Source organism: Methylobacterium sp. WL7 (assembly GCF_008040085.1).
GTDB lineage: Bacteria > Pseudomonadota > Alphaproteobacteria > Rhizobiales > Beijerinckiaceae > Methylobacterium > Methylobacterium mesophilicum.
The window spans coordinates 38,997-58,483 of the sequence record NZ_VRVG01000019.1 but is presented as its reverse complement, the minus strand read 5'-3'; the positions used below and the strand labels follow the sequence as shown (position 1 = coordinate 58,483).

At 71.0% G+C, this 19,487-nt stretch carries 18 protein-coding genes and 1 other RNA gene; 8 read left to right on the top strand and 11 right to left on the bottom strand.

What is annotated here, in order from left to right:
• The 6 genes from FV233_RS07935 to arsH form a co-directional block, all read right to left on the bottom strand.
• The coding region (locus FV233_RS07935) for a penicillin-binding protein 2 (protein ID WP_147897151.1) at positions 1-1,352 on the bottom strand (1,352 nt) is incomplete at its 3' end.
• A gap of 6 nt (positions 1,353-1,358) precedes the next feature.
• On the bottom strand, positions 1,359-1,772 hold the full coding sequence (locus tag FV233_RS07930; protein ID WP_147856841.1) for a hypothetical protein: 414 nt from the start codon (positions 1,770-1,772) through the stop codon (positions 1,359-1,361).
• The gene (rsmH, locus tag FV233_RS07925; protein ID WP_147897150.1) at positions 1,769-2,836 is read right to left on the bottom strand and encodes a 16S rRNA (cytosine(1402)-N(4))-methyltransferase RsmH; all 1,068 of its coding nucleotides are present in this window, start codon (positions 2,834-2,836) and stop codon (positions 1,769-1,771) included. The genes FV233_RS07930 and rsmH overlap by 4 nt, the downstream gene beginning before the upstream one ends.
• Before the next feature lie 404 nt (positions 2,837-3,240).
• Positions 3,241-3,639: RNase P RNA component class A (rnpB, locus tag FV233_RS07920), an RNA gene on the bottom strand.
• Between the two features lie 52 nt (positions 3,640-3,691).
• Positions 3,692-4,132 (bottom strand): VOC family protein, encoded by a 441-nt coding sequence (locus FV233_RS07915; RefSeq protein WP_147897149.1) that lies wholly within the window; start codon positions 4,130-4,132, stop codon positions 3,692-3,694.
• Positions 4,133-4,261: 129 nt separating this feature from the next.
• Complete coding sequence (gene arsH, locus FV233_RS07910) at positions 4,262-5,008, bottom strand: arsenical resistance protein ArsH (protein WP_147855467.1); 747 nt, start codon at positions 5,006-5,008, stop codon at positions 4,262-4,264.
• A gap of 50 nt (positions 5,009-5,058) precedes the next feature.
• Here arsH and FV233_RS07905 point away from each other — a divergent pair, with 50 nt between their 5' ends.
• The 6 genes from FV233_RS07905 (at position 5,059) to FV233_RS07880 (ending at position 13,605) form a co-directional block, all read left to right on the top strand.
• The gene (locus FV233_RS07905; RefSeq protein ID WP_147855466.1) at positions 5,059-5,409 is read left to right on the top strand and encodes a metalloregulator ArsR/SmtB family transcription factor; all 351 of its coding nucleotides are present in this window, start codon (positions 5,059-5,061) and stop codon (positions 5,407-5,409) included.
• On the top strand, positions 5,402-5,842 hold the full coding sequence (arsC, locus tag FV233_RS07900) for an arsenate reductase (glutaredoxin) (RefSeq protein ID WP_147855465.1): 441 nt from the start codon (positions 5,402-5,404) through the stop codon (positions 5,840-5,842). Before FV233_RS07905 ends, arsC begins: the two co-directional genes overlap by 8 nt.
• Before the next feature lie 27 nt (positions 5,843-5,869).
• Positions 5,870-7,165 (top strand): arsenic transporter, encoded by a 1,296-nt coding sequence (locus FV233_RS07895; protein WP_147855464.1) that lies wholly within the window; start codon positions 5,870-5,872, stop codon positions 7,163-7,165.
• Positions 7,166-7,169: 4 nt separating this feature from the next.
• Entirely contained in the window at positions 7,170-8,357 is a 1,188-nt protein-coding gene (locus FV233_RS07890) for an MFS transporter (RefSeq protein WP_147855463.1), read from the top strand.
• A gap of 116 nt (positions 8,358-8,473) precedes the next feature.
• A complete protein-coding gene (gene pepN / locus FV233_RS07885; protein ID WP_147897148.1) occupies positions 8,474-11,095 on the top strand; it encodes an aminopeptidase N in 2,622 nt (873 codons plus the stop codon).
• Between the two features lie 179 nt (positions 11,096-11,274).
• Entirely contained in the window at positions 11,275-13,605 is a 2,331-nt protein-coding gene (locus tag FV233_RS07880; RefSeq protein ID WP_147897147.1) for a PAS domain-containing sensor histidine kinase, read from the top strand.
• Between the two features lie 13 nt (positions 13,606-13,618).
• Here the strand turns inward: FV233_RS07880 and FV233_RS07875 are convergent, their stop codons facing one another.
• Positions 13,619-13,873 (bottom strand): hypothetical protein, encoded by a 255-nt coding sequence (locus FV233_RS07875; protein ID WP_147856824.1) that lies wholly within the window; start codon positions 13,871-13,873, stop codon positions 13,619-13,621.
• Positions 13,874-14,046: 173 nt separating this feature from the next.
• On the opposite strand from FV233_RS07875, the gene FV233_RS07870 reads away from it, so the two are divergent.
• Complete coding sequence (locus tag FV233_RS07870) at positions 14,047-14,331, top strand: hypothetical protein (protein ID WP_147856825.1); 285 nt, start codon at positions 14,047-14,049, stop codon at positions 14,329-14,331.
• Between the two features lie 57 nt (positions 14,332-14,388).
• Here the strand turns inward: FV233_RS07870 and FV233_RS07865 are convergent, their stop codons facing one another.
• The 4 genes from FV233_RS07865 to FV233_RS07850 all read right to left on the bottom strand — a co-directional run bounded on the left by FV233_RS07865 (position 14,389) and on the right by FV233_RS07850 (position 19,022).
• Entirely contained in the window at positions 14,389-15,534 is a 1,146-nt protein-coding gene (locus FV233_RS07865) for a GNAT family N-acetyltransferase (protein WP_147897146.1), read from the bottom strand.
• Positions 15,531-16,886, bottom strand: a complete 1,356-nt coding sequence (locus tag FV233_RS07860; RefSeq protein WP_147897145.1) for a lipopolysaccharide biosynthesis protein — start codon at positions 16,884-16,886, stop codon at positions 15,531-15,533. Before FV233_RS07860 ends, FV233_RS07865 begins: the two co-directional genes overlap by 4 nt.
• Before the next feature lie 190 nt (positions 16,887-17,076).
• Positions 17,077-17,964 carry an SGNH/GDSL hydrolase family protein gene (locus FV233_RS07855; RefSeq protein ID WP_147897144.1) on the bottom strand — a complete coding sequence of 296 codons (888 nt, stop codon included), beginning with the start codon at positions 17,962-17,964 and terminating at the stop codon, positions 17,077-17,079.
• Complete coding sequence (locus FV233_RS07850) at positions 17,925-19,022, bottom strand: OpgC domain-containing protein (protein WP_147897143.1); 1,098 nt, start codon at positions 19,020-19,022, stop codon at positions 17,925-17,927. The genes FV233_RS07855 and FV233_RS07850 overlap by 40 nt, the downstream gene beginning before the upstream one ends.
• A gap of 161 nt (positions 19,023-19,183) precedes the next feature.
• Here FV233_RS07850 and FV233_RS07845 point away from each other — a divergent pair, with 161 nt between their 5' ends.
• Positions 19,184-19,450 carry a hypothetical protein gene (locus FV233_RS07845; protein WP_147897142.1) on the top strand — a complete coding sequence of 89 codons (267 nt, stop codon included), beginning with the start codon at positions 19,184-19,186 and terminating at the stop codon, positions 19,448-19,450.
• Positions 19,451-19,487: the final 37 nt, after the last annotated feature.

The following is a 19,487-nucleotide window of genomic DNA, read 5'->3' as shown; positions in this document are numbered from 1 at the left end:
GTGTTGATCTCGGTCCAGCGCGACGGGACGATCGGGGCCGCGCTCTCGGGCAGCTCCGTGCGCAGCCGGTCGAGCAGACCCATCTTCTTCAGGAAGGCCTTGTGGCCGGGCACGCCGACGCCGAGCGCCATCTTGGCCGAGCCGATGTTCGACGAGTGCGTGAACACTTCCGGCATGGTGATGACCCGGTTGGTGCCGTGATACTCGTGGATCTTCTGCCGGCCCCAGTTCAGCACGCCGCCGCGGGTGTCGAAGGTCGAGTTGACGTTGTACTTGCCGGAATCCAGCGCCATGGCCAGCGTCATCGCCTTGAAGGTCGAGCCCATCTCGTAGACGCCGACATTCATGCGGTTGATCCGGTCGGGCGAGAGCGCGTCCTTCGGGTCGTTCGGATCGAAGTCCGGCATCGACACCAGGGCGATGACCTCACCGGTCTTGACGTCGAGGATCATCGAGGCGCCGGCCTTGGCCTTGAAGTGGTCGATGCCCCAGGCCAGCTCGTCGCGCACGGCGAACTGGGCGCGCAGATCGATGGAGAGCTGCACCGGCTTCAGGTCTGCCTGCTTGCTGACCAGCCCGAAGCTGTTGAGCGCCTGGAGGCCGGTCGAGTCGATGTACTTCTCCATGCCGGCGATGCCGACGCCGTCGAGGTTGGTCGCGCCCAGGATGTGGGCGGCGGCGACGCCGTTCGGGTAGACCCGCTTGTGGTCCGGCAGGAAGCCGATGCCCGGGATGCCGAGCCGGTGGACCTCGGCCTGTTGCTTGGGCGTCAGCTCGCGCTTCACCCAGACGAAGCCCGCGCCCTTCTTGTCCTTGCGCGAGGACAGCTTGGCGCGCAGCTCGGAGGCATTGAGTTCCGGCAGGACCGCGGTGAGCAGCTCCACCGCCTCGTCCTTGTCGTAGATGTTGCCGGGCTCGGCGAAGACCGAGACGGTGCGGATGTCGGTGGCCAGGATCTCGCCGTTGCGGTCGACGATGTCGGGCCGGAACGCCGTCGAGGATGCGGCCGCGACCCGGTGCTCCTGGCTGGGCGGATCGCCGAACACCGCCATCATCAGCAGCTTGGCCGAGATCGTCCCGAACACCGCGACGAACACCAGCCCGACCAGGGCGACGCGCATGTGCGAGCGCTCGATGGCGAGCCGGAACATGCTCCGCACGAACGCCTTGGCGCGGGCGGCACGCATGTCCGGGTGCAGCGCCCGGGCGGCGGCCTCGAGCGCCGCCGCATCCTGCTCCGACACGGCGAAGTGCGGCGCATCGTGCGCCGGTGCGTCGGGCTCCGGGACAGGGTGTTCCGAGATCTGCGCCTCGGCTGCCGCGTCTCTGATCTGGTCGGCGTCTTCGGACACGGATGATTACCTCGAAGCGGTATTCGGGGTGCGGGTCGTGGTGACGGTGCGGGTGATCGAGCCGGTGGTGCGCGGCTCGATCCCGCCCTTGTCCTTGGGAGTCGCGGTTGCGGCGAGCAGCCGGCCGATCTCGTCGCCGCGCTCGGGGCGGGCGGGCAGGTCCGACAGGCGGGCCAGGTGGCTAGTGCCGATCGGCTCCAGCGCGAGGTGCTTGTCCACCGCCGCCTGCAGCCGGTCCGGCCGGGTCAGGAGCTGCCACTCGGCGCGCAGCACCGCGATCGCCTGCCGCTCCTTGTGCAGGGCGGTCTGCAGCTTCGAGACCTGACCGCCCTGGTAAAGCGTGTCGTACTTGATCGAGTAGGCGTAGATCGCCGAGGCCACGAGGCCGGCGACCGCCAGGAGGTTCAGCAGGCGGATCATCGGCGATGGCCCCCGCGGGCGGTGTCTGGCAGGCTCGCGAGCGCGTGGAGCGCCGCGAGCGGTTCGGGCAGGTCGGATTCGGTGCGCTCCGCGGCCCGCAGCTTGGCCGAGCGGGCGCGCGGGTTGCGGGCGATCTCGGCCTCGCCCGGCAGGACCGGACCCTTGGTGACGAGGCGGAAGCTGCGGATCGTCTCGGCTTGGCCGCCCGGCAGGTGGCGCGAGCCCTGGGCGGCGCGACCGCTGCGGGCGGCGAAGAACTGCTTGACGATCCGGTCTTCCAGCGAATGGAACGTCACCACGGCGAGCCGTCCGCCCGGGGCCAGGACCCGCTCGGCTGCGTGGAGCGCGCGGACCAGCTCGCCGAGCTCGTCGTTCACGGCGATCCGCAGGCCCTGGAAGGTCCGGGTCGCGGGATGGATGTGGCTGCCGGGCTCGACCCAGACCACGCCGGCGACCAACTCGGCGAGCTGGGCGGTGGTCTCGATCCGGCCGCGGCGGCGGGCCTCGTGGATGGTCCGGGCCACGGCCCGCGAGCGCCGCTCCTCGCCGTAATGATAGATGATGTCGGCCAGCACGGTCTCGTCGGCCTCGTTCACGAGGTCCGCAGCGCTGGGGCCGTCGCCGCCCATGCGCATGTCGAGGGGCCCGTCGCTGCGGAACGAGAAGCCCCGCTCCGGGGTGTCGAGCTGCATCGACGAGACGCCGATATCGAGCACGATGCCGGCGACCTGGCCTTCGCCGGCCTCGGTAAGCAGCGCGTCGAGGTCGCCGAACCGGCCCGGGACGAGGCGCAGGCGCCCGCCGGCCTCGCAGACCAGGGCCTGCCCGCCGGCGATCGCCCGCGGGTCGCGGTCGATGCCGATCACCTTAAGCGTCGGATCGGCCGCCAGCAGAGCGCGGGTGTAGCCGCCGGCTCCGAAGGTGCCGTCGACGGCGACGCCGCCGTCGAGCTTGAGCGACTCGACGACTTCGGCGAGCAGCACCGGCACGTGGGGCTGGCCGGAGGCGGCGGGGCCGTCGCGGTGCGCGGACGCCGTCTCGGCCGGGGGGCGGCGCCGGATCATGCGCGCCTCGCCGGGCCGGTGCGGGGACAGTCGGGGGTTCGGCGCGATCCGGAGAGTCCGGCGCGGATGCGGCTCGTGCGTCTCATGGTGCCCTGTGCCGGGCCGCGCGAGCGCGGCGCGCGTGACGGGAACGGCACCGGATGCGGAGCGCGCGAAACGCCGCGCACGGACGGGACCTGCACCTGTGCAGGTTACGCCCGGCGATCCGATACACGCCGTTGACGGGAGGATGCCGGGTATCATGGGCCTCGGAGGATCGTCAACGCGCGAGCCTGGCGCTGGCGAGCCGACCGATCTGACCCCGGTACGGTTAACCGAAGGTTTTTGCCGGGCGCGAATTTTGCGCGTCGCGGAGCCTGTAGAGCTACCGCGCGATCGCCGCGGCGCACGGGTCCGGGGGGAGTTGGATCAGCCGGCCTATAAGCCGGGTTCTGTAAGGCCGGAGCGCTCGCGCGCGCCGACGTGGCGGCCATTCCTCTGGGACGGTCGTTGCCGACCGCCTCGAGCAACCAACCCGGGCGACTGGCCTGGAGAGCGGGCCTGCCCTTCTCGCGAAGGGCGCGCCGCCCCTATTCGGTCTTGCTCCCAGTGGGGTTTGCCGTGCCGTCCGCGTTGCCGCGTCCGCGGTGCGCTCTTACCGCACCCTTTCACCCTGACCCCGGACGCATCCGGGGCGGTCTGCTCTCTGTGGCACTGTCCCTGGGGTCGCCCCCGCCGGACGTTATCCGGCACCGTCTCTCCATGGAGCCCGGACTTTCCTCCCCGGACGTCGATGCGCCCGGAGCGGCCGCCCGGCCGGCTGATCCGCGGGCAGATGCGCCCGCGCCGCCGTCCGGGTCAAGAGTCGCGGGTGGATTACCAGCTGCCGGTGTTCTCCATCGACGTCCACGGCTCCTGCGGCTCCTTGGCGCCGCCCTTCTGCAGGATCTCGATTGAGATGCCGTCCGGCGACTTCACGAAGGCCATGTGGCCGTCGCGGGGCGGACGGCTGATGGTCACGCCCTTGTCCTGGAGCTGGGCGCAGAACGCGTAGATGTCGTCGACCTGGTAGGCTAAGTGCCCGAAGTTGCGGCCGCCGGTATAGGTCTCCGGGTCCCAGTTGTAGGTCAGCTCGACCAGCGGCGACTTGGTCGCCTGGGCCCGCTCGACATCCCCGGGGGCGGCCAGGAAGACCAAGGTAAAGCGGCCCTTCTCGTTCTCGACGCGGCGGACTTCCTTCAGGCCGAACGCGTCGACGTAGAAGGCGAGCGCCCGGTCGAGATCGGCCACCCGGACCATGGTGTGGAGGTATTCCATAAGGCGGCTATCCCTCTGTCGGAGCGAGGGCCGTCGCGACGCCCTCTGCGGAAACGAACATGACCGGCGGAGCCGGCCTCCGTCCTAGCTAGAGCGCGCGCCCCCGGCCGAGTAGGCCGCCCGGGCCGGTCATGGCTTGCCCATGGCGATATCGGCCGCCACCGCCCGCAGCCGCTCCGGCTCCCGCTCCTTTCGCTCGCTGTAGCGGTCGACGAGATAGTCGGCCCGCTCGCGGGTCAGCAGCGTGAACTTCATCAACTCCTCGCAGACATCGACCACGCGCTCGTAGAGCGGCCCCGGCATCATCCGGCCGGCCTCGTCGAATTCCTTGTAGGCCATCGGCACCGAGGATTGGTTGGGGATGGTGATCATCCGCATCCAGCGGCCGAGGAGGCGCAGGCTGTTGACCGCGTTGAAGCTCTGCGAGCCGCCCGAGACCTGCATCACGGCCAGGGTACGCCCCTGCGTCGGCCGCACCGAACCTTCGCTGAGCGGCAGCCAGTCGATCTGGCTCTTCATCACGCCGGTGAGAGTGCCGTGGCGCTCCGGCGAGACCCAGACCTGCCCCTCCGACCACAGCGAGAGCGCGCGCAACTCCTGCACCTTCGGGTGGTCGGCGGTGGAATCGTCGGGCAGCGGCAGGCCGTGCGCGTCGTAGATCCGGACCTCGCCGCCCATGGCTTCGAGGAGGCGGGCTGCCTCGTAGGCAAGGAAGCGGCTGAACGAGCGCTCCCGCAGCGAGCCGTAGAGGATCAGGAAGCGCGGCGCGTGCGCGAAGGGTTGCGCCACCGCGAGCTGACCGGAGGTCGGCACCGCGAAATGCGGCCGGCTCAAATTCGGGAGGCCGTCGTCAAACGGTTGGGCGGGCTTGTCCACGGGCAGACATTCTCATATGTTCGTACTATCGTTTGATTGTTGAAACGAAAATGGACGAACCGCAAGCCCTCGCGGCCTTCATGGCGCTGGGTCAGGAGCACCGGCTGCGGGCGCTCCGGGCGCTGGTGAAGGCCGGCCCGGACGGCATGGCCTCGGGCGCACTCGCTAACGCCATCGGGGTCTCCGCCTCCACCATCTCCTTCCATCTGAAGGAGCTGCAGCAGGCGGGGCTGATCGGGTCCCGGCGGGCTGGGCGCTCGATCATCTACAGCGTCGCCTACCCAATTCTCGCCAGCCTGATCGCATTTCTCATGACGGATTGCTGCCAAGGGCACCCCGAGATCTGCGCGCCCGCGCTGGCCGCCTGCGGCTCCGGAACCAACGAGGTGGACCATGCCTGATCGCGCCTTCGACGTTGTGATCTACCACAACCCGGATTGCGGCACCGCGCGCAACACGCTGGCGATGATCCGCAACGCCGGCATCGAACCGCACGTCGTCGAGTACCTCAAGACCCCGCCCGCCCGGGCGCTGCTCAAGCAGCTCCTCGCCCGCGCCGGCCTCACGGTTCGAGACGCGCTGCGCGAGAAGGGCACGCCCTATGCCGAACTCGGCCTCGCCGACCCGTCCCTGACCGACGAGCAGCTGCTGGATGCCATCCAGGCGCACCCTATCCTGCTCAACCGGCCGTTCGTGGTCAGCCCCAAGGGTGTGCGGCTGTGCCGACCGTCCGAGCGGGTGCTCGATCTGCTGCCGCAGCAGCAGGGCGCGTTCGTCAAGGAAGACGGCGAGCCGGTGGTGGACGAAATCGGCCGCCGCGTCGGTCTCGCCTGACTCGGCGCTGGAAAGATTCCCGTCCGCATGCTCGCGCTCGCCATCTTCGTCGTCACCCTGATTTTCGTCATCTGGCAGCCGGGGGGATTCGGGATCGGCTGGAGCGCCCTGGTCGGTGCGGGCGTGGCCCTCGCCACGGGGGTGATCCAGCCGGCCGACGTGCCGGTGGTCTGGCACATCGTCTGGGACGCGACCTTCACCTTCGTGGCCCTGATCGTCATCTCGCTGCTGCTGGACGAGGCCGGCTTCTTCCACTGGGCGGCGTTGCACGTCGCCCGATGGGGCGGTGGGCGGGGCCGGCGTCTGTTCCCCCTGGTGGTGGTGCTGGGCGCCGCCATCGCGGCCGTGTTCGCCAATGACGGGGCGGCGCTGCTGCTGACGCCGATCGTGCTGGCGATCCTGCTGAAGCTCGCGTTCAAGCCGCAGGCCGCCCTGGCCTTCATCGTCGCCTGCGGATTCGTGGCGGATTCCACCAGCCTGCCGCTGGTGATCTCCAACCTGGTCAACATCGTCTCGGCGAACTTCTTCGCCATCACCTTCGGGCGTTACGCCGCCGTGATGGTGCCGGTCGATCTGGTGTCGCTCGCCGCCACGCTTCTGGTGTTGGGGCTGTATTTTCGGTCCGCGCTGCCGGTCACCTACCCGGTCGACCAGCTGGAACCGCCCCGTGACGCGATCCGCGACCCGCTGCTGTTCCGGGCGGCGTTCCCGCTGCTCGGCCTGCTGCTCGGGGCCTACTTCGTCACGGCGCCGTTCGGGGTGCCGGTCTCGGTGGTCACCTGCGCGGGCGCGGCCATGCTCCTGCTCCTCGCCCGGAGGGGCGGCCGCATCCCGATCCGCAAGGTGCTGGCCGGCGCGCCGTGGCAGATCGTGCTGTTCAGCCTCGGCATGTACCTGGTGGTCTACGGGCTCCGGAATGCCGGGCTGACCGATGCGCTGGGCGGCGGCCTGGTCTGGCTCGCCGGTTACGGGCCGCTCGCGGCGACGCTCGGGGCGGGCTTCGGCGCCGCGATCCTGTCCTCGGTCATGAACAACATGCCGAGCGTGCTCATCGGTGCGCTGGCGATCCAGCAGGCGCCCGACCTGCCGCCGCTGATGCGCGAACTGATGATTTACGCCAACGTGATCGGCTGCGACCTCGGCCCGAAATTCACCCCGATCGGCAGCCTCGCGACGCTGCTGTGGCTGCACGTTCTGGCGAGCAAGGGACAGCGGATCGGCTGGGGCCAGTACATGCGGATCGGTCTCGTCATCACCGTGCCTGTGCTGCTCGTCGCCCTGCTGGCCCTGGCCCTGTGGCTGCCCCTGCTCGGGACGGGATGATCCGGTGGCCGATCGGACCCGCCGCTGGCCGGTGATCTCCGCGCTGGGCGTCGTGCAGATCCTCGCCTGGGGCTCGACCTACTACCTCCCGGCCGTGATGGCCAAGCCGATCGCCCGGGATACCGGATGGCCGCTGGCCTGGATCGTCGGCGGCCTGTCCCTCGGCCTGCTGGTCGCAGCCGCGGTGTCGCCGCGCGTCGGGCGCGTCATCCAGGCGCGCGGGGGGCGCCCGGTCCTGGCGCTGGCAGCCCTGCTGCTCGCGGCCGGCCTCATGGTGCTGGGCCTGTCCCCCACCCTGCCGGTCTTCCTGGCCGGATGGCTGATCCTCGGCCTCGGCATGGGTTGCGGCCTGTACGATCCCGCCTACGCAACCCTGGGACGCCTGTACCGCGCCGAGGCGCGGTCCGCGATCACGGCTCTGACGCTGGTTGGCGGCTTCGCCAGCACCGTGTGCTGGCCGCTCACGGCGTTCCTGGTCGCGCAGGTCGGCTGGCGGGAGACCTGCTTCGCCTATGCCGGCTTGCACCTGACGGTGTCGCTGCCGCTGGTCCTCGCGCTGATCCCGCCGGCCCCTCCCCCGGCGGTGGTGACGACCGGGCAAGGGGCGCCCGTCGTACCGCTGACGCCGCGGCAAGTCCGGGCCTTCCTGCTGATGGCCGGCGTGCTGGTGCTCGGCGGCACCATCATGGCGCTGGTCTCGGTGCACCTGCTGACCCTGCTGCAGGCCCGGGGCGTCACCCTCGCCGCCGCCGTCGCGTATGGAGGCCTGATCGGGCCGTCGCAGGTCGCCGCGCGGCTGATCGAGATCGCCAACCGGGGCCGGCATCACCCGCTCTGGACGCTGACCGCCGCCTTCGCGCTGGTCGCCTGCGGGCTGCTGCTGCTGGCGTCGCACGAGCCGGTGATCGGCCTCGCCCTGATGATCTATGGCGCCGGCAACGGCGTCTACTCGATCGCGCGCGGTACCGTGCCCCTCGTGCTGTTCGGGCCCGACCATTATGCCGGGCTCGTCGGCCGGCTGGCCCGGCCCGCGCTGGTGGCTCAGGCTATGGCGCCGCCGCTCGGCGCCTTCCTGCTGGTGCGGATCGGGCCCGACGCCCTGTGGGGCCTTCTGGCGCTGTTGGCCATCATCAACCTCGGGCTGATCGGCGGACTGTGGCGGCTGAAGGCCGTCGCCGCCAGGTCGTCCTGACCCCCGGGGGCGATGCGCTGAGCTTCTCCGATCATCAGTCCGCGCTCCGCGACCGCGTTGCGCCGGGCCGCGCGAGGGACCAGAACGGGTCGGCCCCCGATCGGAGAGAGAGCCGAATGCGTACCGAGACGCCGCCGCTGATCCGCCTGGAGGAATACCGGCCGAGCGACTACCTGATCGATCGCGTCGACCTCGACATCCGTCTGGATCCGCACGCCACGCGGATCGACGCGACCCTGGCCCTGCGTCCGAACCCGGCCGGCCGCGCGGGCGCGCCGCTTCATCTCGACGGTGACGACCTCCGGCTGGTCTCGGTCGCCCTCGACGGCGCGGCGCTCGCCGCGGATGCGTACACGGCCACGCCATCGGGCTTCGGCCTCCACGCACCACCCGGGCAGCCGTTCAGCCTGCGGCTCGTCACCGAGATCGACCCGACCGCCAACACCAAGCTGATGGGCCTCTACCGGTCGAACGGGGTCTACTGCACCCAGTGCGAGGCCGACGGCTTCCGGCGGATCACATACTTCCTCGACCGCCCCGACGTCATGGCGGTGTACACCACCCGGATCGAGGCGGATCGGGCCGAGGCTCCGGTTCTGCTCGGCAACGGCAACCTCGTCGAATCCGGTTCCGCCGGGACCGATCGGCATTTTGCGATCTGGCACGACCCGCACCCGAAGCCCGCCTACCTATTCGCCCTGGTCGGCGGCCGGCTCGGCCAGGTCGAGACGCGCTTCACCACGATGGAGGGGCGCGCCGTCACCTGCGCGGTCTACGTCGAGCCCGGCAAGGAGGACCGCGCCGGCTACGCCCTCGATGCGGTGATCCGCTCGATGCGCTGGGACGAGACCGCCTTCGGCCGTCCCTATGACCTCGACGCGTTCAACGTCGTCGCCGTGTCCGACTTCAACATGGGCGCCATGGAGAACAAGGGCCTCAACATCTTCAACGACAAGTACGTCCTCGCGAGTCCGGAGACCGCCACCGACGGCGATTACGCGGCGATCGAGGCGATCATCGCCCACGAGTATTTCCACAACTGGTCGGGCAACCGGGTCACCTGCCGGGACTGGTTCCAGCTCTGCCTCAAGGAGGGGCTGACGGTCTTCCGCGACCAGGAATTCTCCTCCGACATGCGCTCCCGGCCGGTCCACCGGATCGCCGAGGTCCGGTCCCTGCGGGCGCGGCAGTTCCCCGAGGATGCGGGCCCCCTCCGCCACCCCGTGCGGCCACGCGCCTATGCCGAGATCAACAACTTCTACACGGCGACCGTCTACGACAAGGGCGCCGAGATCGTCCGGATGCTGCGCACGCTGATCGGCGCAGACGCGTTCAGGGCCGGCATGGACCGCTACTTCGCCGACAATGACGGCCGCGCCGCCACCGTCGAGGACTTCTTGGCCGCCTTCGCCGCGGTGACGGGCCGCGACCTCTCGGCCTTCGCCCGCTGGTACGAGCGGCCCGGAACGCCGCGCCTGACGGCGACGATGGCGTACGATCCGGCTGCGTCCCGCTGCACCCTGCGGTTCACCCAGAGCCTGCCCGGCGAGGGCGGCCGGGACACGCCGCCGCTGGTGATCCCGGTGGCGCTCGGGCTCGTCGGCGCCGCGGGACCGCTCTCGGGTGCGACCTGTCCGGATGTGCGTGACGGAATCTTCGTCCTCGACCGGGCCGAAGCCGAGATCGTGTTCGACGGCGTCACCGAGGAGCCGGTGCCGTCGCTGATGCGCGACTTCTCCGCCCCGGTGCGCCTGGATCTCGCGCTCACCGACGCCCAGCGCATGCGGCTGCTCGCGCAGGACAGCGATCCGTTCAACCGCTGGCAGGCGGCGCAGGACGTGGCCCTCCGCCTCATCCTTGAGCCCGATCCGGCCCGCGCCTACGCGTTCGCGGAGGCGCTCGGCCGCTTTCTGGACAGCGAGGCGCTGTCCGATCCGGCCTTCGCGGCCCTGGTCCTGGCCCTGCCGAGCGAGGGTGAGGCCGCGGACGCGCTGCTGTCGGACGTCGATCCCGACGCGATCCACCGGGCGCGGTTCGCGCTGCGGGCGCATCTGGGCCAAGTCCTGCGGCCGCGCCTGGAGCGGCTCGACGCCGCCCTCGCGGCGGCCGACGACGCGGCCTACAGCCCGGACGCGGCGTCGGCCGGGCGCCGATCCCTGCGCAACGCCGCCCTCGACCTGATCGCGGCCGGCGACCCCGAGACCGGGGCATCGCGCGCCGCGGACCGTCTGGCGCGCGCCACCAACATGACCGACCGGTTGGCAGCGCTCGGGATCCTGGCGCTGATCCCCGGTCAGGCCCGGGAGGAGGCGCTGGCGGGCTTCGCGGAGCGCTTCGCCGACGAGCCGCTCGTGCTCGACAAGTGGTTCGCCATCCAGGCTCAGATCCCCGAACCCGGGACCCTGGACCGAATCGCCCGGTTGAAGGCCCACCCGGCTTTCACCATGACCAACCCGAATCGGGTCCGCGCGGTGGTGGGAAGCTTCGCTTTCGGCAATCCGACTCAGTTCGCGCGGGCCGATGGCGCGGGTTTTTCGCTCGTCGCCGATACGGTCGCAGCCCTCGATTCGGCCAACCCACAGGTTGCCGCACGGCTCCTGACGGCCTTCGGATCCTGGCGTCGGCTGGAAAAATCGCGGGCTGCCAAAGCCGGCGAAATGCTTAATCGGATCAAGGCCATCCCGGGCCTCTCGCGGGACTCCGCGGACATCGTCGCGCGCACCCTCGGAGGCGGCTAAGATACTGAACTTGCGGTAGAAAACGATTCTCTGGCCGAGTCCTAACCCAGGGGGTGCGTCAAGGCCGAATGGTAAAAAATCCGTGGACAAGCGCCCCTCGAAGATGGTTGTATTCAATCAGATTCGGGGCGCGCGAGACGCCGCGGACGGATCGCAGTTCCCAAGGGTGAGGTTCGGCCATGCCGGAGGCGGCTTCCGCTTCCTTCTCCGCGCGTGCGGAATCGAGTCTTGCCGTTTCCTGGCCGATGCGCGTCCAGGATCCGCGGCTCGGTCTGGTCGAGCGGTGGCTGCGCTACGCCGTGCCGGGCATCCTGGCGGTGTTCCTGGCCTGCCTGATCGGCCTCGCGGCGCTCCACATCCAGGGCCAACGGGCCGAGATCCTGGCCGGCGCCAAGGCCGAGGTCGAGGGCTTCGCCCGGCTGGCTGCCCGGGCGATCACGTCGGCCGGCGGCCGGGCGGGCGACCTGCGCGCGCTGCTGCCGGAGAGCGAGCGGCACCCGGGGCGGCGCCTGCTGCTGCTCCGGCCGGATGCCCGCATCGCCGCCGCCCACCCGCCGCTGCCCGCGGGCTCCATGACCCTGGCCGAGGTGCTCGGCGAGAGCGAGCCGCTCTCGGGCCTCGGCGAGCGCGCTGGTGCCATGGCCCTCGACCTGCCCGGCGGCGAGAGCGTGCTGGCGGCGATCCACAGCCTGCCGGACGGGGCCGGTCAGGTCGCCGTACTTCAGCCGATCGAGCCGCTGATGCGCGGCTGGAGCGCCCGGGCCCGGGACCAGATCGTCCTGGTCGCGGCCGCGATCCTGGTGATCGTCGGCGTCGGCCTCGCCTACGGGCTGCAGAGCCGGCAGGCGACCCGCGCCGACCGCGCCCGCGAGCAGATCCGCGGTCGCCTGGAGACCGCCCTGCGCCGCGGCGCCTGCGGGCTCTGGGACTGGGACATCGCCCGGGGCCGGATCTACTGGTCCGATTCCATGTACGCGCTGCTCGGCTACCAGCGGCAGCACGAATATCTCTCCTTCGGGGCGGTGAACGCGCTGGTTCACCCCGATGACGGCGACCTCTACAGCCTCGCCCGGGGGCTCGCAGCCAACCAAACCTGCGTCGATCACGCCTTCCGGATGCGCGGAGCCGACGGCGCCTACGTCTGGCTGCGCGCCCGGGCCGAGGTGATGCCCGACGCCACCGATGGCGGCCGCCATCTCGTCGGCATCGCCACCGACATCACCGAGCAGCGGGCCCTGGAAGAGACCAACGCGGCCTCCGACATGCGCCTGCGCGACGCCGTCGAGGCGATCTCGGAGGCCTTTGTCCTGTGGGATACCGGCAACCGCCTCGTCCTGTGCAATTCGAAGTTCCGCCACCTCCACGCCCTCAGCCCCGAGGACGCGCAATCGGGCCGGAGCTACATCGACGTGATGGGCCGGGGCGTGCTGCCCCAGGTCCGACGCGAATCCCCCGAGGCCAACCTGGCGCTCACCGGGCTGGCCGCCCGGACCTTCGAGGCCGAGTTGACCGACGGCCGCTGGCTGCAGATCAGCGAACGCCGGACCAAGGACGGCGGCTACGTCTCGGTCGGGACCGACATCACCAGCCTGAAGCGCCACCAGGAACAGCTCCAGGCCTCGGAGCGCGAGCTGATCGAGACCGTCAAGGATCTCAAGCGCTCCCGCCGCACCCTCGAGCTCCAGACCCAGCAGCTCGCCGACCTGGCTGAGCGCTACCTCGACCAGAAAGCCGCGGCCGAAGCCGCCAGCCAGGCCAAGTCCGAGTTCCTGGCCAATATGAGCCACGAGCTGCGCACGCCGCTCAACGCGATCATCGGCTTCGCCGACGTGATGGAGAACGCGGTTCTCGGTCCCCTCGGTACCCCCCGCTACACCGAGTATTGCCGCGACATCCGCGAAAGCGGCTCGCACCTGCTCTCGATGATCGACGACATCCTCAACATGGCCCGGCTCGAGGCGCGGCGGGTGCGGCTGAACCCGCGGACGATCCCCGCCGATGCCGCCGTCGCGTCGGCGCTCGGCCTCGTCGAGGCGGTCGCCCGGGAAAAGGGGATCGCGGTTGGCATCGACGTGCAGCCCGGGATCGAGCTTCTCGCCGATCCGAGCGCGATGCAGCAGATCCTGGCCAACCTCGTGCAGAACGCCGTGAAGTTCACACCGGCCGGGGGCCGCATTGCGGTGCGCGTCCGCCGCGCGGGGGCCAGCACGCACCTGTTCGTCGAGGATAGCGGCATCGGGATTCCGCGCGCCGACCTCGCCCGGCTCGGCCGGCCGTTCACCCAGGTCGAGGCGCAGATGACCCGCAGCCACAAGGGCTCGGGGCTCGGGCTTGCGATCACCCGCTCCATGGTCGAACTGCACGGCGGCACCCTCCGGATCCGCTCCGAGGAGACGGTCGGCACCGTCGTCCTCGTGCGCCTGCCGGCCCCGGCCCCCGAGCAGACGGACCGCCTCGGCCGCGCTGTCGCCGCAGGCCGGAATGCCGGTCGCAGGTCGGTCGCCGCCTGAGCCGGCCGGCGCGTCACCGACTCGTGTCGAGGCCGCCCATCCGCGCCAGCCGGCCCTGCTCGACCTGCCAGCGGGCATCCGCCACGGCGCGTGTCAGGCGCCGGATCCGCCAGCGGCGATAGGGCGAGAGGTATCCCGATCCGCCAAGCCCGGCCTCGTGACGGCGCAGGCGTCGCAGCAGGTCCGGCAACAGCGCCGAGGCCGCGTCGGCGGTGGCGATCTCGATGGCCCGCAACTCGGCCCGGAACTCCGCCTTCCAATCCTCCATGGCGACTTCTCCGTGCCGACCGCGGTCTACGCGGGGAACCGTCGTCCGTTGCCGACCGATGGGCCGGGGTCTCGCCCGCGACACGGAATCGCCCCCTCAGAACGCGTGTCGCGGTCCGGCGTTTCCCTTGCAAAGGATCCACGCTTCGGATCGACCTTCGGGACATTGCAACGATGCGTTCAAGGACACAGCTCCGCCTCACCCTCGCAGCCCTGCTCGTTCTGGCAACCGCCCCGGCTCTGGCCCAGAGCGTCGGCTACGCTACCGGCTTTCCGGGTAAGGACCCGGCCGGCGACGAGGAGATCGGTTGGGGGCCGGCCTACCGTCCCGAGACCAGCTTCGCCCAGCCCGGCACGCCGCCGACGCCTGGCCAGATCGCCGGCCGGGCCTACCGGGCCCGGACCGGGCACGGTGTCTACGATCAGGTTCAGGGCGAGGGTCCATATCGCAACCGGTAGCGCAGCGTCCCGAAGCGCCCCGGCCTTCGGCGGGCGACGACGCGTGCGGCTTGAGCGTCAGCGCCGCCGCAGCACTTTCTTGGCCGCGATGCGCGCCTCCTGCTCGAACCGAGCCAGCCGCAGGCGCCGCTCCAGGGACAGGGTGCGATCCCCCGGCGGCAGGGCGATGAGTTCGGCCACCTGCGTGCGCTCGCGGTAGAGATCCTCCAGAGCCGAGCCCTCGAGCGTCGCCGAGTCGAGCCTGTTCGCGAAGCCGGTCTCGTGGCAGCCGCGAACGATCTCGGCCTCCATCAGCAGGCCGGGGGCATGGCTGCGCAGATCCTCGTCGTAGGCGGTCTTGAGCAGCGTCGCGGTGCCCCCGGCGACCAGGGCGAGGCTGACCGCGATCGGCCGCCCGTCGAGCGTCAAGGCATCCGCCCGGACGCCGACCGGGCCGGACCCTTCGGCAAACAGGGCGCGGGCGAGCGTCTCCGTCTCGGGTCGGCAGGCCATGGCGGTCCCTGCTTCACCCTTCCAGCCCCGGCGTTCGAGGGCGAGGAACGCCGCGACCAACGCGGCGAGGTCTGGGCCGCCTGTGGCGCTCACAGGCGCGAGGAGGCCGATCTCACCGAGCCGACGGGCGCGGCGGCGCAGATCCTTGAACCGAGAGCGGTTCGGATGCCCGGCCAGGAAGGCCGCGTGGTCGGCCCGGCGCTCCATCACTGGGCGCTCGAACGCAGCCACCGTGCCGATGACCCAACCGCGCGCGCGCATGGCCGCCAGCATCTCCGGCACCGCGCCGTCCTGCACCGGCAGGAGGGGCCAGCGCCAGGCCCGGCCGCCGGACGCCTGCTCCAGGCCGGCAACGAGGGCCTCGACCGCGCTGGCGCGCTCGGGGCCGTCGATCACCAGGGGCGCCGTGGCCGTCACCAGCGGCGACAAGAACGGCCGTGCGACCCGGCCACCGAGGCCGGTCAAGTCGCGCCGGAGCGCGAACGGCAGGAGCGCGGCCAGGCGATCCCCGCGGTGGACCGTGACGAAGCTCACAGCCTCGGGGAGCATCCCGGTGGCTTGGTGTGCGGCGACCGAGTGGTGCGCGTAATGGGGGTGGGGCGTGGCGCTCGCGGTGAACAAGGCGTCCCACGCCTCCGGATCCGGGGCCGGACCGACCGAGGCCGCCAGGCCGGGAGGACTTCCGAACGCGGCGGCGGCGTGGACGATCATCGCGTCGCTCCTGCGGACCAGATCGGAGTCGGCAGCCCGTGCAGGCGTCCCGCGGCGCCGGCCAGCAGCATGGCGCGGGTGATCGTCGCCAGCGCCACCGCGAACGCGGCACCCAGGGTTCCGAACGGTGGAATCAGGACCAGGCACAGGAGCGCGGCGGCGATCAGCATGGCGGCGGTGATGCCGGCACAGAGGCGCTCCCCGCCCAGCATGGTCAGCAGGTCCTCGCCGGGGCCGAACAGGCTGGCGGCGACGCTGCCGGCCACCAGCACGGCCAGGATCGGAACGCTGGAGCCGAGGCCGGGGCCGAACATCGCCAGCAGCAGGGGGCTTGCGACCACGATCCCGCCGCCGACCAGCAGGGTGGCGGCGGCGGTCAGCCGGCCCTGCCGGCGGACGAGGTCGGCGAGCAGCGGGCGGTCGGCCTGGGCCTGGGCGGCGCTGTAGCGCTGAAGCGTCGCCGCGCTGGCGGCGAAGTGCACGAACACCACGAATTGCTGGATCCGGGTCGCGGCGAAATACAGGCCGAGCTCGGCCGGGCTCACCAGGGCGCCGAGCACGATCACGTCCACGAAGGTGAAGCCGGCATTGGCCAGGTCGATCCCGGCGATCGGCAGGCTCGTGCCGAGCCAGGTCCGCCAATGATAGCGATGCGGCCCGGCCGGCAGGCCCGCCCGCAGGCGCGCCACGAGCAGGGCGGCCTGGAGCGCCGTGGCGATCGCGGCCGCGACCAGCATGCAGGCCATCGCGACCTCGGCCCGGGGTGGGGCTCCGAGCAGGACGGCGCCGACCATGCAGGCCATCATCAGGCTCTGGCGCAGCAGGTAGGGCGGCGCGATGGCGAGACCGACCCAGTTCTGGCTGCGCGCCACCCCTTCGAGGTAATCCTGGAGAGCGAAGAGCGGCATCACGCACACAGCCACCGCGATCGGCGCCCGGTAGGCCGGAGCGAACAGGCCCGGCTCGAGCCACAGCAGCGACGCGCCGAGGGCGGCCACGCTGATGGCCGCCCCGCCGGTCACCAGGGCGCCGGCCCGGATGTATCCGCGAGCCAGGTCGAGGTCGCCCCGGGCCTGATCACAGGGAACGAACCGGCAGGCGCCCTGCGACAGGCCCAGCGTCAGGGTATGGCCCAGCATCGCGGTCCAGACCCACACCGACGCGAACACCCCGTAGGCGTCCCAGCCCATCAGCCGGGCGGCGAGCACCTGCGCTGCGTACGCGAAGCCGGCCGCGCCGACCCGGATGGCGAAGACGGTAAGCGCGGCCCGCGCCGGGCCGCCTCGCAGGGCATGCAGGCGCCGGCCGGCGGCGGCGAGCAGGGAGCGGGCTGGGACGGCCGTGGCTGACACTACGCGCTCCGCGCCGGGCTCATTTCGCGCATCACCCTGAAGGCGGGGCCGGCCTTCGAAGCCGGATGATGCCCGTCGATCCCGTGAAGGCGGCGCCAGACACCAGGGATCCTCGGACGCGGGATCCTCGGATCCTGTATCCAGGACGCTGTTCCAGTCACCGCCGAAGAACGGTCTCGGGATGAGGGGTCTAGCCCGGGGCGCGTTGCGGCTCGGTTAAGGGCGCGGGGCCCGGCGCGGTCGTCGGTTCCGGGGCGGCCTCGGTCCGGGCGAGTGAGGTGGCGATGGTCAACGCCACGTGCTCGGCCATGCAGCGCAGGCCGAGATCGTTCAGCCGGAACTGCCGCCCGAGCATGTGGCTCTCACCCTTCTCGGTTCGGCTCGACAGGTAGCGCAGGGCCTCGTAGCGCCGGACCAGGGGCACCTGCTGCTCGTTCGCCACCGTCCGGACCGCGTCGACGATCCGGTTGTAGTCGACATCCGCCACCATGCTTGCGGTGTAGATCGGATCGACCAGCACCACGTCGATCCCGTGCGAGCGGATCCAGGCCACGGCTTCGCTCAGCGAGCTGGCGAAGGCGTCGGCATCCACCCGGGCGATGGCGTCGTGGGTCCCGACCTGCCAGACGACGAGGTCGGGCTCCGCCTCGGCCACCATGGTGCGCAGGCGCTCGGACGCCCCGGAGGCGATCTCCCCGGGCAGCCCGCGGTGGTCGATGGTCACGTCGATCTTGGGCAGGGCCCGTTCCAGGGCGGCTTCGAGCTTGGCCGGATACGAGGCCGAGGCGCCCGGCGCGGAGCTGCCGCCGATCGCCAGGATCTTGAGGGCGCGGTTCTCGCTGAGCGCGGTCCGGACCGCGCCGAGCTTGGCCATGGTGTAGAGCTGCGCACCCGGCACCCGGCATTCCAGCGACAGGCCGGGTTGATCGCCCGGACCCGGATCCGCCGGCTGCTCCGCCGCAACCGCCAGGATCGGCGCCGCGAGACCCAGGATCAGGCCGGCCAGCGCCCGGCGGATCCCGGAGGCGCGCCTGCGCCTCACGGCCGGGGCCGGGACGACTTGCTGCGGGTGCGCCATTCGACGAACCATGCGGTGAACCCCAGACCCACCAGGCCGCTTCCGGCGACCAGCATATCGACCAGCACGCCGCCGCCGGTCTGGAAACGCACGAGCTGCCCGAACAGGCTCAGGATCGAGCCCATCGAGAAGACCGCCAGCGAGTTCCGGCCCAGCTGACTGAGATAGCGCCCGACGACCCCGATTCGGGGAGCTATAAGTGCGTAAAGCGGAGCGAAGGCGAGCAATACCCCCAGGAAATGAAGAAGCCGCGCCGGTGTCAGGTAGGTCTTCTCGAACGTGAACAGCAGCCGCGGCTCGGGCACCATCAGGGGATCCGGCCGGATCTCGGTCACGGCCAGCACGACGCCGACGGTGACGATGGCGAAGCCGACCGGGACCAGGCGCCGCGACCAGCGGCGCAGGGTGTCCGAGCGCAGGCTCCAGCCCTGGAGCACGAAACCCAGCACCAGCAGCACCTGCCAGCAGAACGGATCGAAGAACCAATCCCCCTCCCCCGGCCAGGACGGGACGTTCCACTCGAACACGAGGCTGGCGAGATAGATGCCCCCCGACAGCGCCAACGCCGCGATCAGGCTGATGCGGCCGACCAGCACGAAGATCGGTGCGATGCCGATCAGCAGCACGTAGAGCGGCAGGATGTTGAAGAAGCCGAGTTGGTAGGTCATCAGCGCCATGCCGCAGACCGACTGGATCGGGTCTGCGAAGAACCCGCCGGCATTGTGCCATTCCAGGATCAGCGGGTTGTCGAGCAGCAGCGCCGCGCCGGCGATGAGCGCCAGGGCGAGCAGCATCACGGTGAGCTGCGCCCGGTAGACCTCCACGGTGCGGGCGAGCAGCCGCACCACGCTCTTGCCCGCGGCCTCCGGCTTGCCGTCGCGCCCGCGCGTGGCGATGCCGATCGACCAACCCGCCAGGAACACGAACAGCTCGGCGGCATCCGAGATGCCGTATTGCGAGAAGGTGTAGCGCTCGAAGGTGTTGCCCGGGATGTGATTGATGAAAATCGTCACCAGGGCGAAGCCGCGCCAGAAGTCGATCGCGTTGGGGTCGCGCATCGTCGCGGCGGCTCCGGGGTTTCGGCACGGGATCGGGGATCGGCGGCCCCTGATACGGCGCCGGACCGCCTCTGCAAAGGCGAACAAAGGGAGAGTTCGCGGGGGCAGGCGAACCGGGCGGTCACGCTCGCGTTAGGTCCGGGCAAGGAGATCCCACCACGATGACCCGCACGATCACGATCCTCGGCCTCGCGGCCCTGCTGCCGGTGCTGGCCAACACGGCCGCATCGGCACAGGCTCAGACCGGCACCGGCGGGGGGCCGACCTCGACGATCACGGCGCCGCACACCTCGTCGGTCGGCCAGACCATGCCACCCGCCTCCGGCGCCGGCGCCGCCACGGTCAACGACCGCCGCGACCGCACCCGGCAGCAGATCGAGGACGACAAGATCTCGCAGGGCATCTGCATCGGCTGCGCGCCGAAGTAGGCCTTTTCCGATCCAGACCGTTCCGGGGCCATCGATT

Excerpts from the sequence above, each read along its gene's own strand:
- FV233_RS07865 (WP_147897146.1), bottom strand. The coding sequence starts at position 15,534 with ATGATCGTCCACGCCGCCGCCGCGTTCGGAAGTCCTCCCGGCCTGGCG.
- FV233_RS07845 (WP_147897142.1), top strand. The coding sequence starts at position 19,184 with ATGACCCGCACGATCACGATCCTCGGCCTCGCGGCCCTGCTGCCGGTG.
- FV233_RS07905 (WP_147855466.1), top strand. The coding sequence starts at position 5,059 with ATGGACGAACCGCAAGCCCTCGCGGCCTTCATGGCGCTGGGTCAGGAG.
- pepN (WP_147897148.1), top strand. The coding sequence starts at position 8,474 with ATGCGTACCGAGACGCCGCCGCTGATCCGCCTGGAGGAATACCGGCCG.
- FV233_RS07855 (WP_147897144.1), bottom strand. The coding sequence starts at position 17,964 with ATGGCGCACCCGCAGCAAGTCGTCCCGGCCCCGGCCGTGAGGCGCAGG.
- rsmH (WP_147897150.1), bottom strand. The coding sequence starts at position 2,836 with ATGATCCGGCGCCGCCCCCCGGCCGAGACGGCGTCCGCGCACCGCGAC.
- FV233_RS07880 (WP_147897147.1), top strand. The coding sequence starts at position 11,275 with ATGCCGGAGGCGGCTTCCGCTTCCTTCTCCGCGCGTGCGGAATCGAGT.
- FV233_RS07875 (WP_147856824.1), bottom strand. The coding sequence starts at position 13,873 with ATGGAGGATTGGAAGGCGGAGTTCCGGGCCGAGTTGCGGGCCATCGAG.
- arsC (WP_147855465.1), top strand. The coding sequence starts at position 5,402 with ATGCCTGATCGCGCCTTCGACGTTGTGATCTACCACAACCCGGATTGC.
- FV233_RS07915 (WP_147897149.1), bottom strand. The coding sequence starts at position 4,132 with ATGGAATACCTCCACACCATGGTCCGGGTGGCCGATCTCGACCGGGCG.
- FV233_RS07930 (WP_147856841.1), bottom strand. The coding sequence starts at position 1,772 with ATGATCCGCCTGCTGAACCTCCTGGCGGTCGCCGGCCTCGTGGCCTCG.
- FV233_RS07895 (WP_147855464.1), top strand. The coding sequence starts at position 5,870 with ATGCTCGCGCTCGCCATCTTCGTCGTCACCCTGATTTTCGTCATCTGG.
- FV233_RS07850 (WP_147897143.1), bottom strand. The coding sequence starts at position 19,022 with ATGCGCGACCCCAACGCGATCGACTTCTGGCGCGGCTTCGCCCTGGTG.
- FV233_RS07870 (WP_147856825.1), top strand. The coding sequence starts at position 14,047 with ATGCGTTCAAGGACACAGCTCCGCCTCACCCTCGCAGCCCTGCTCGTT.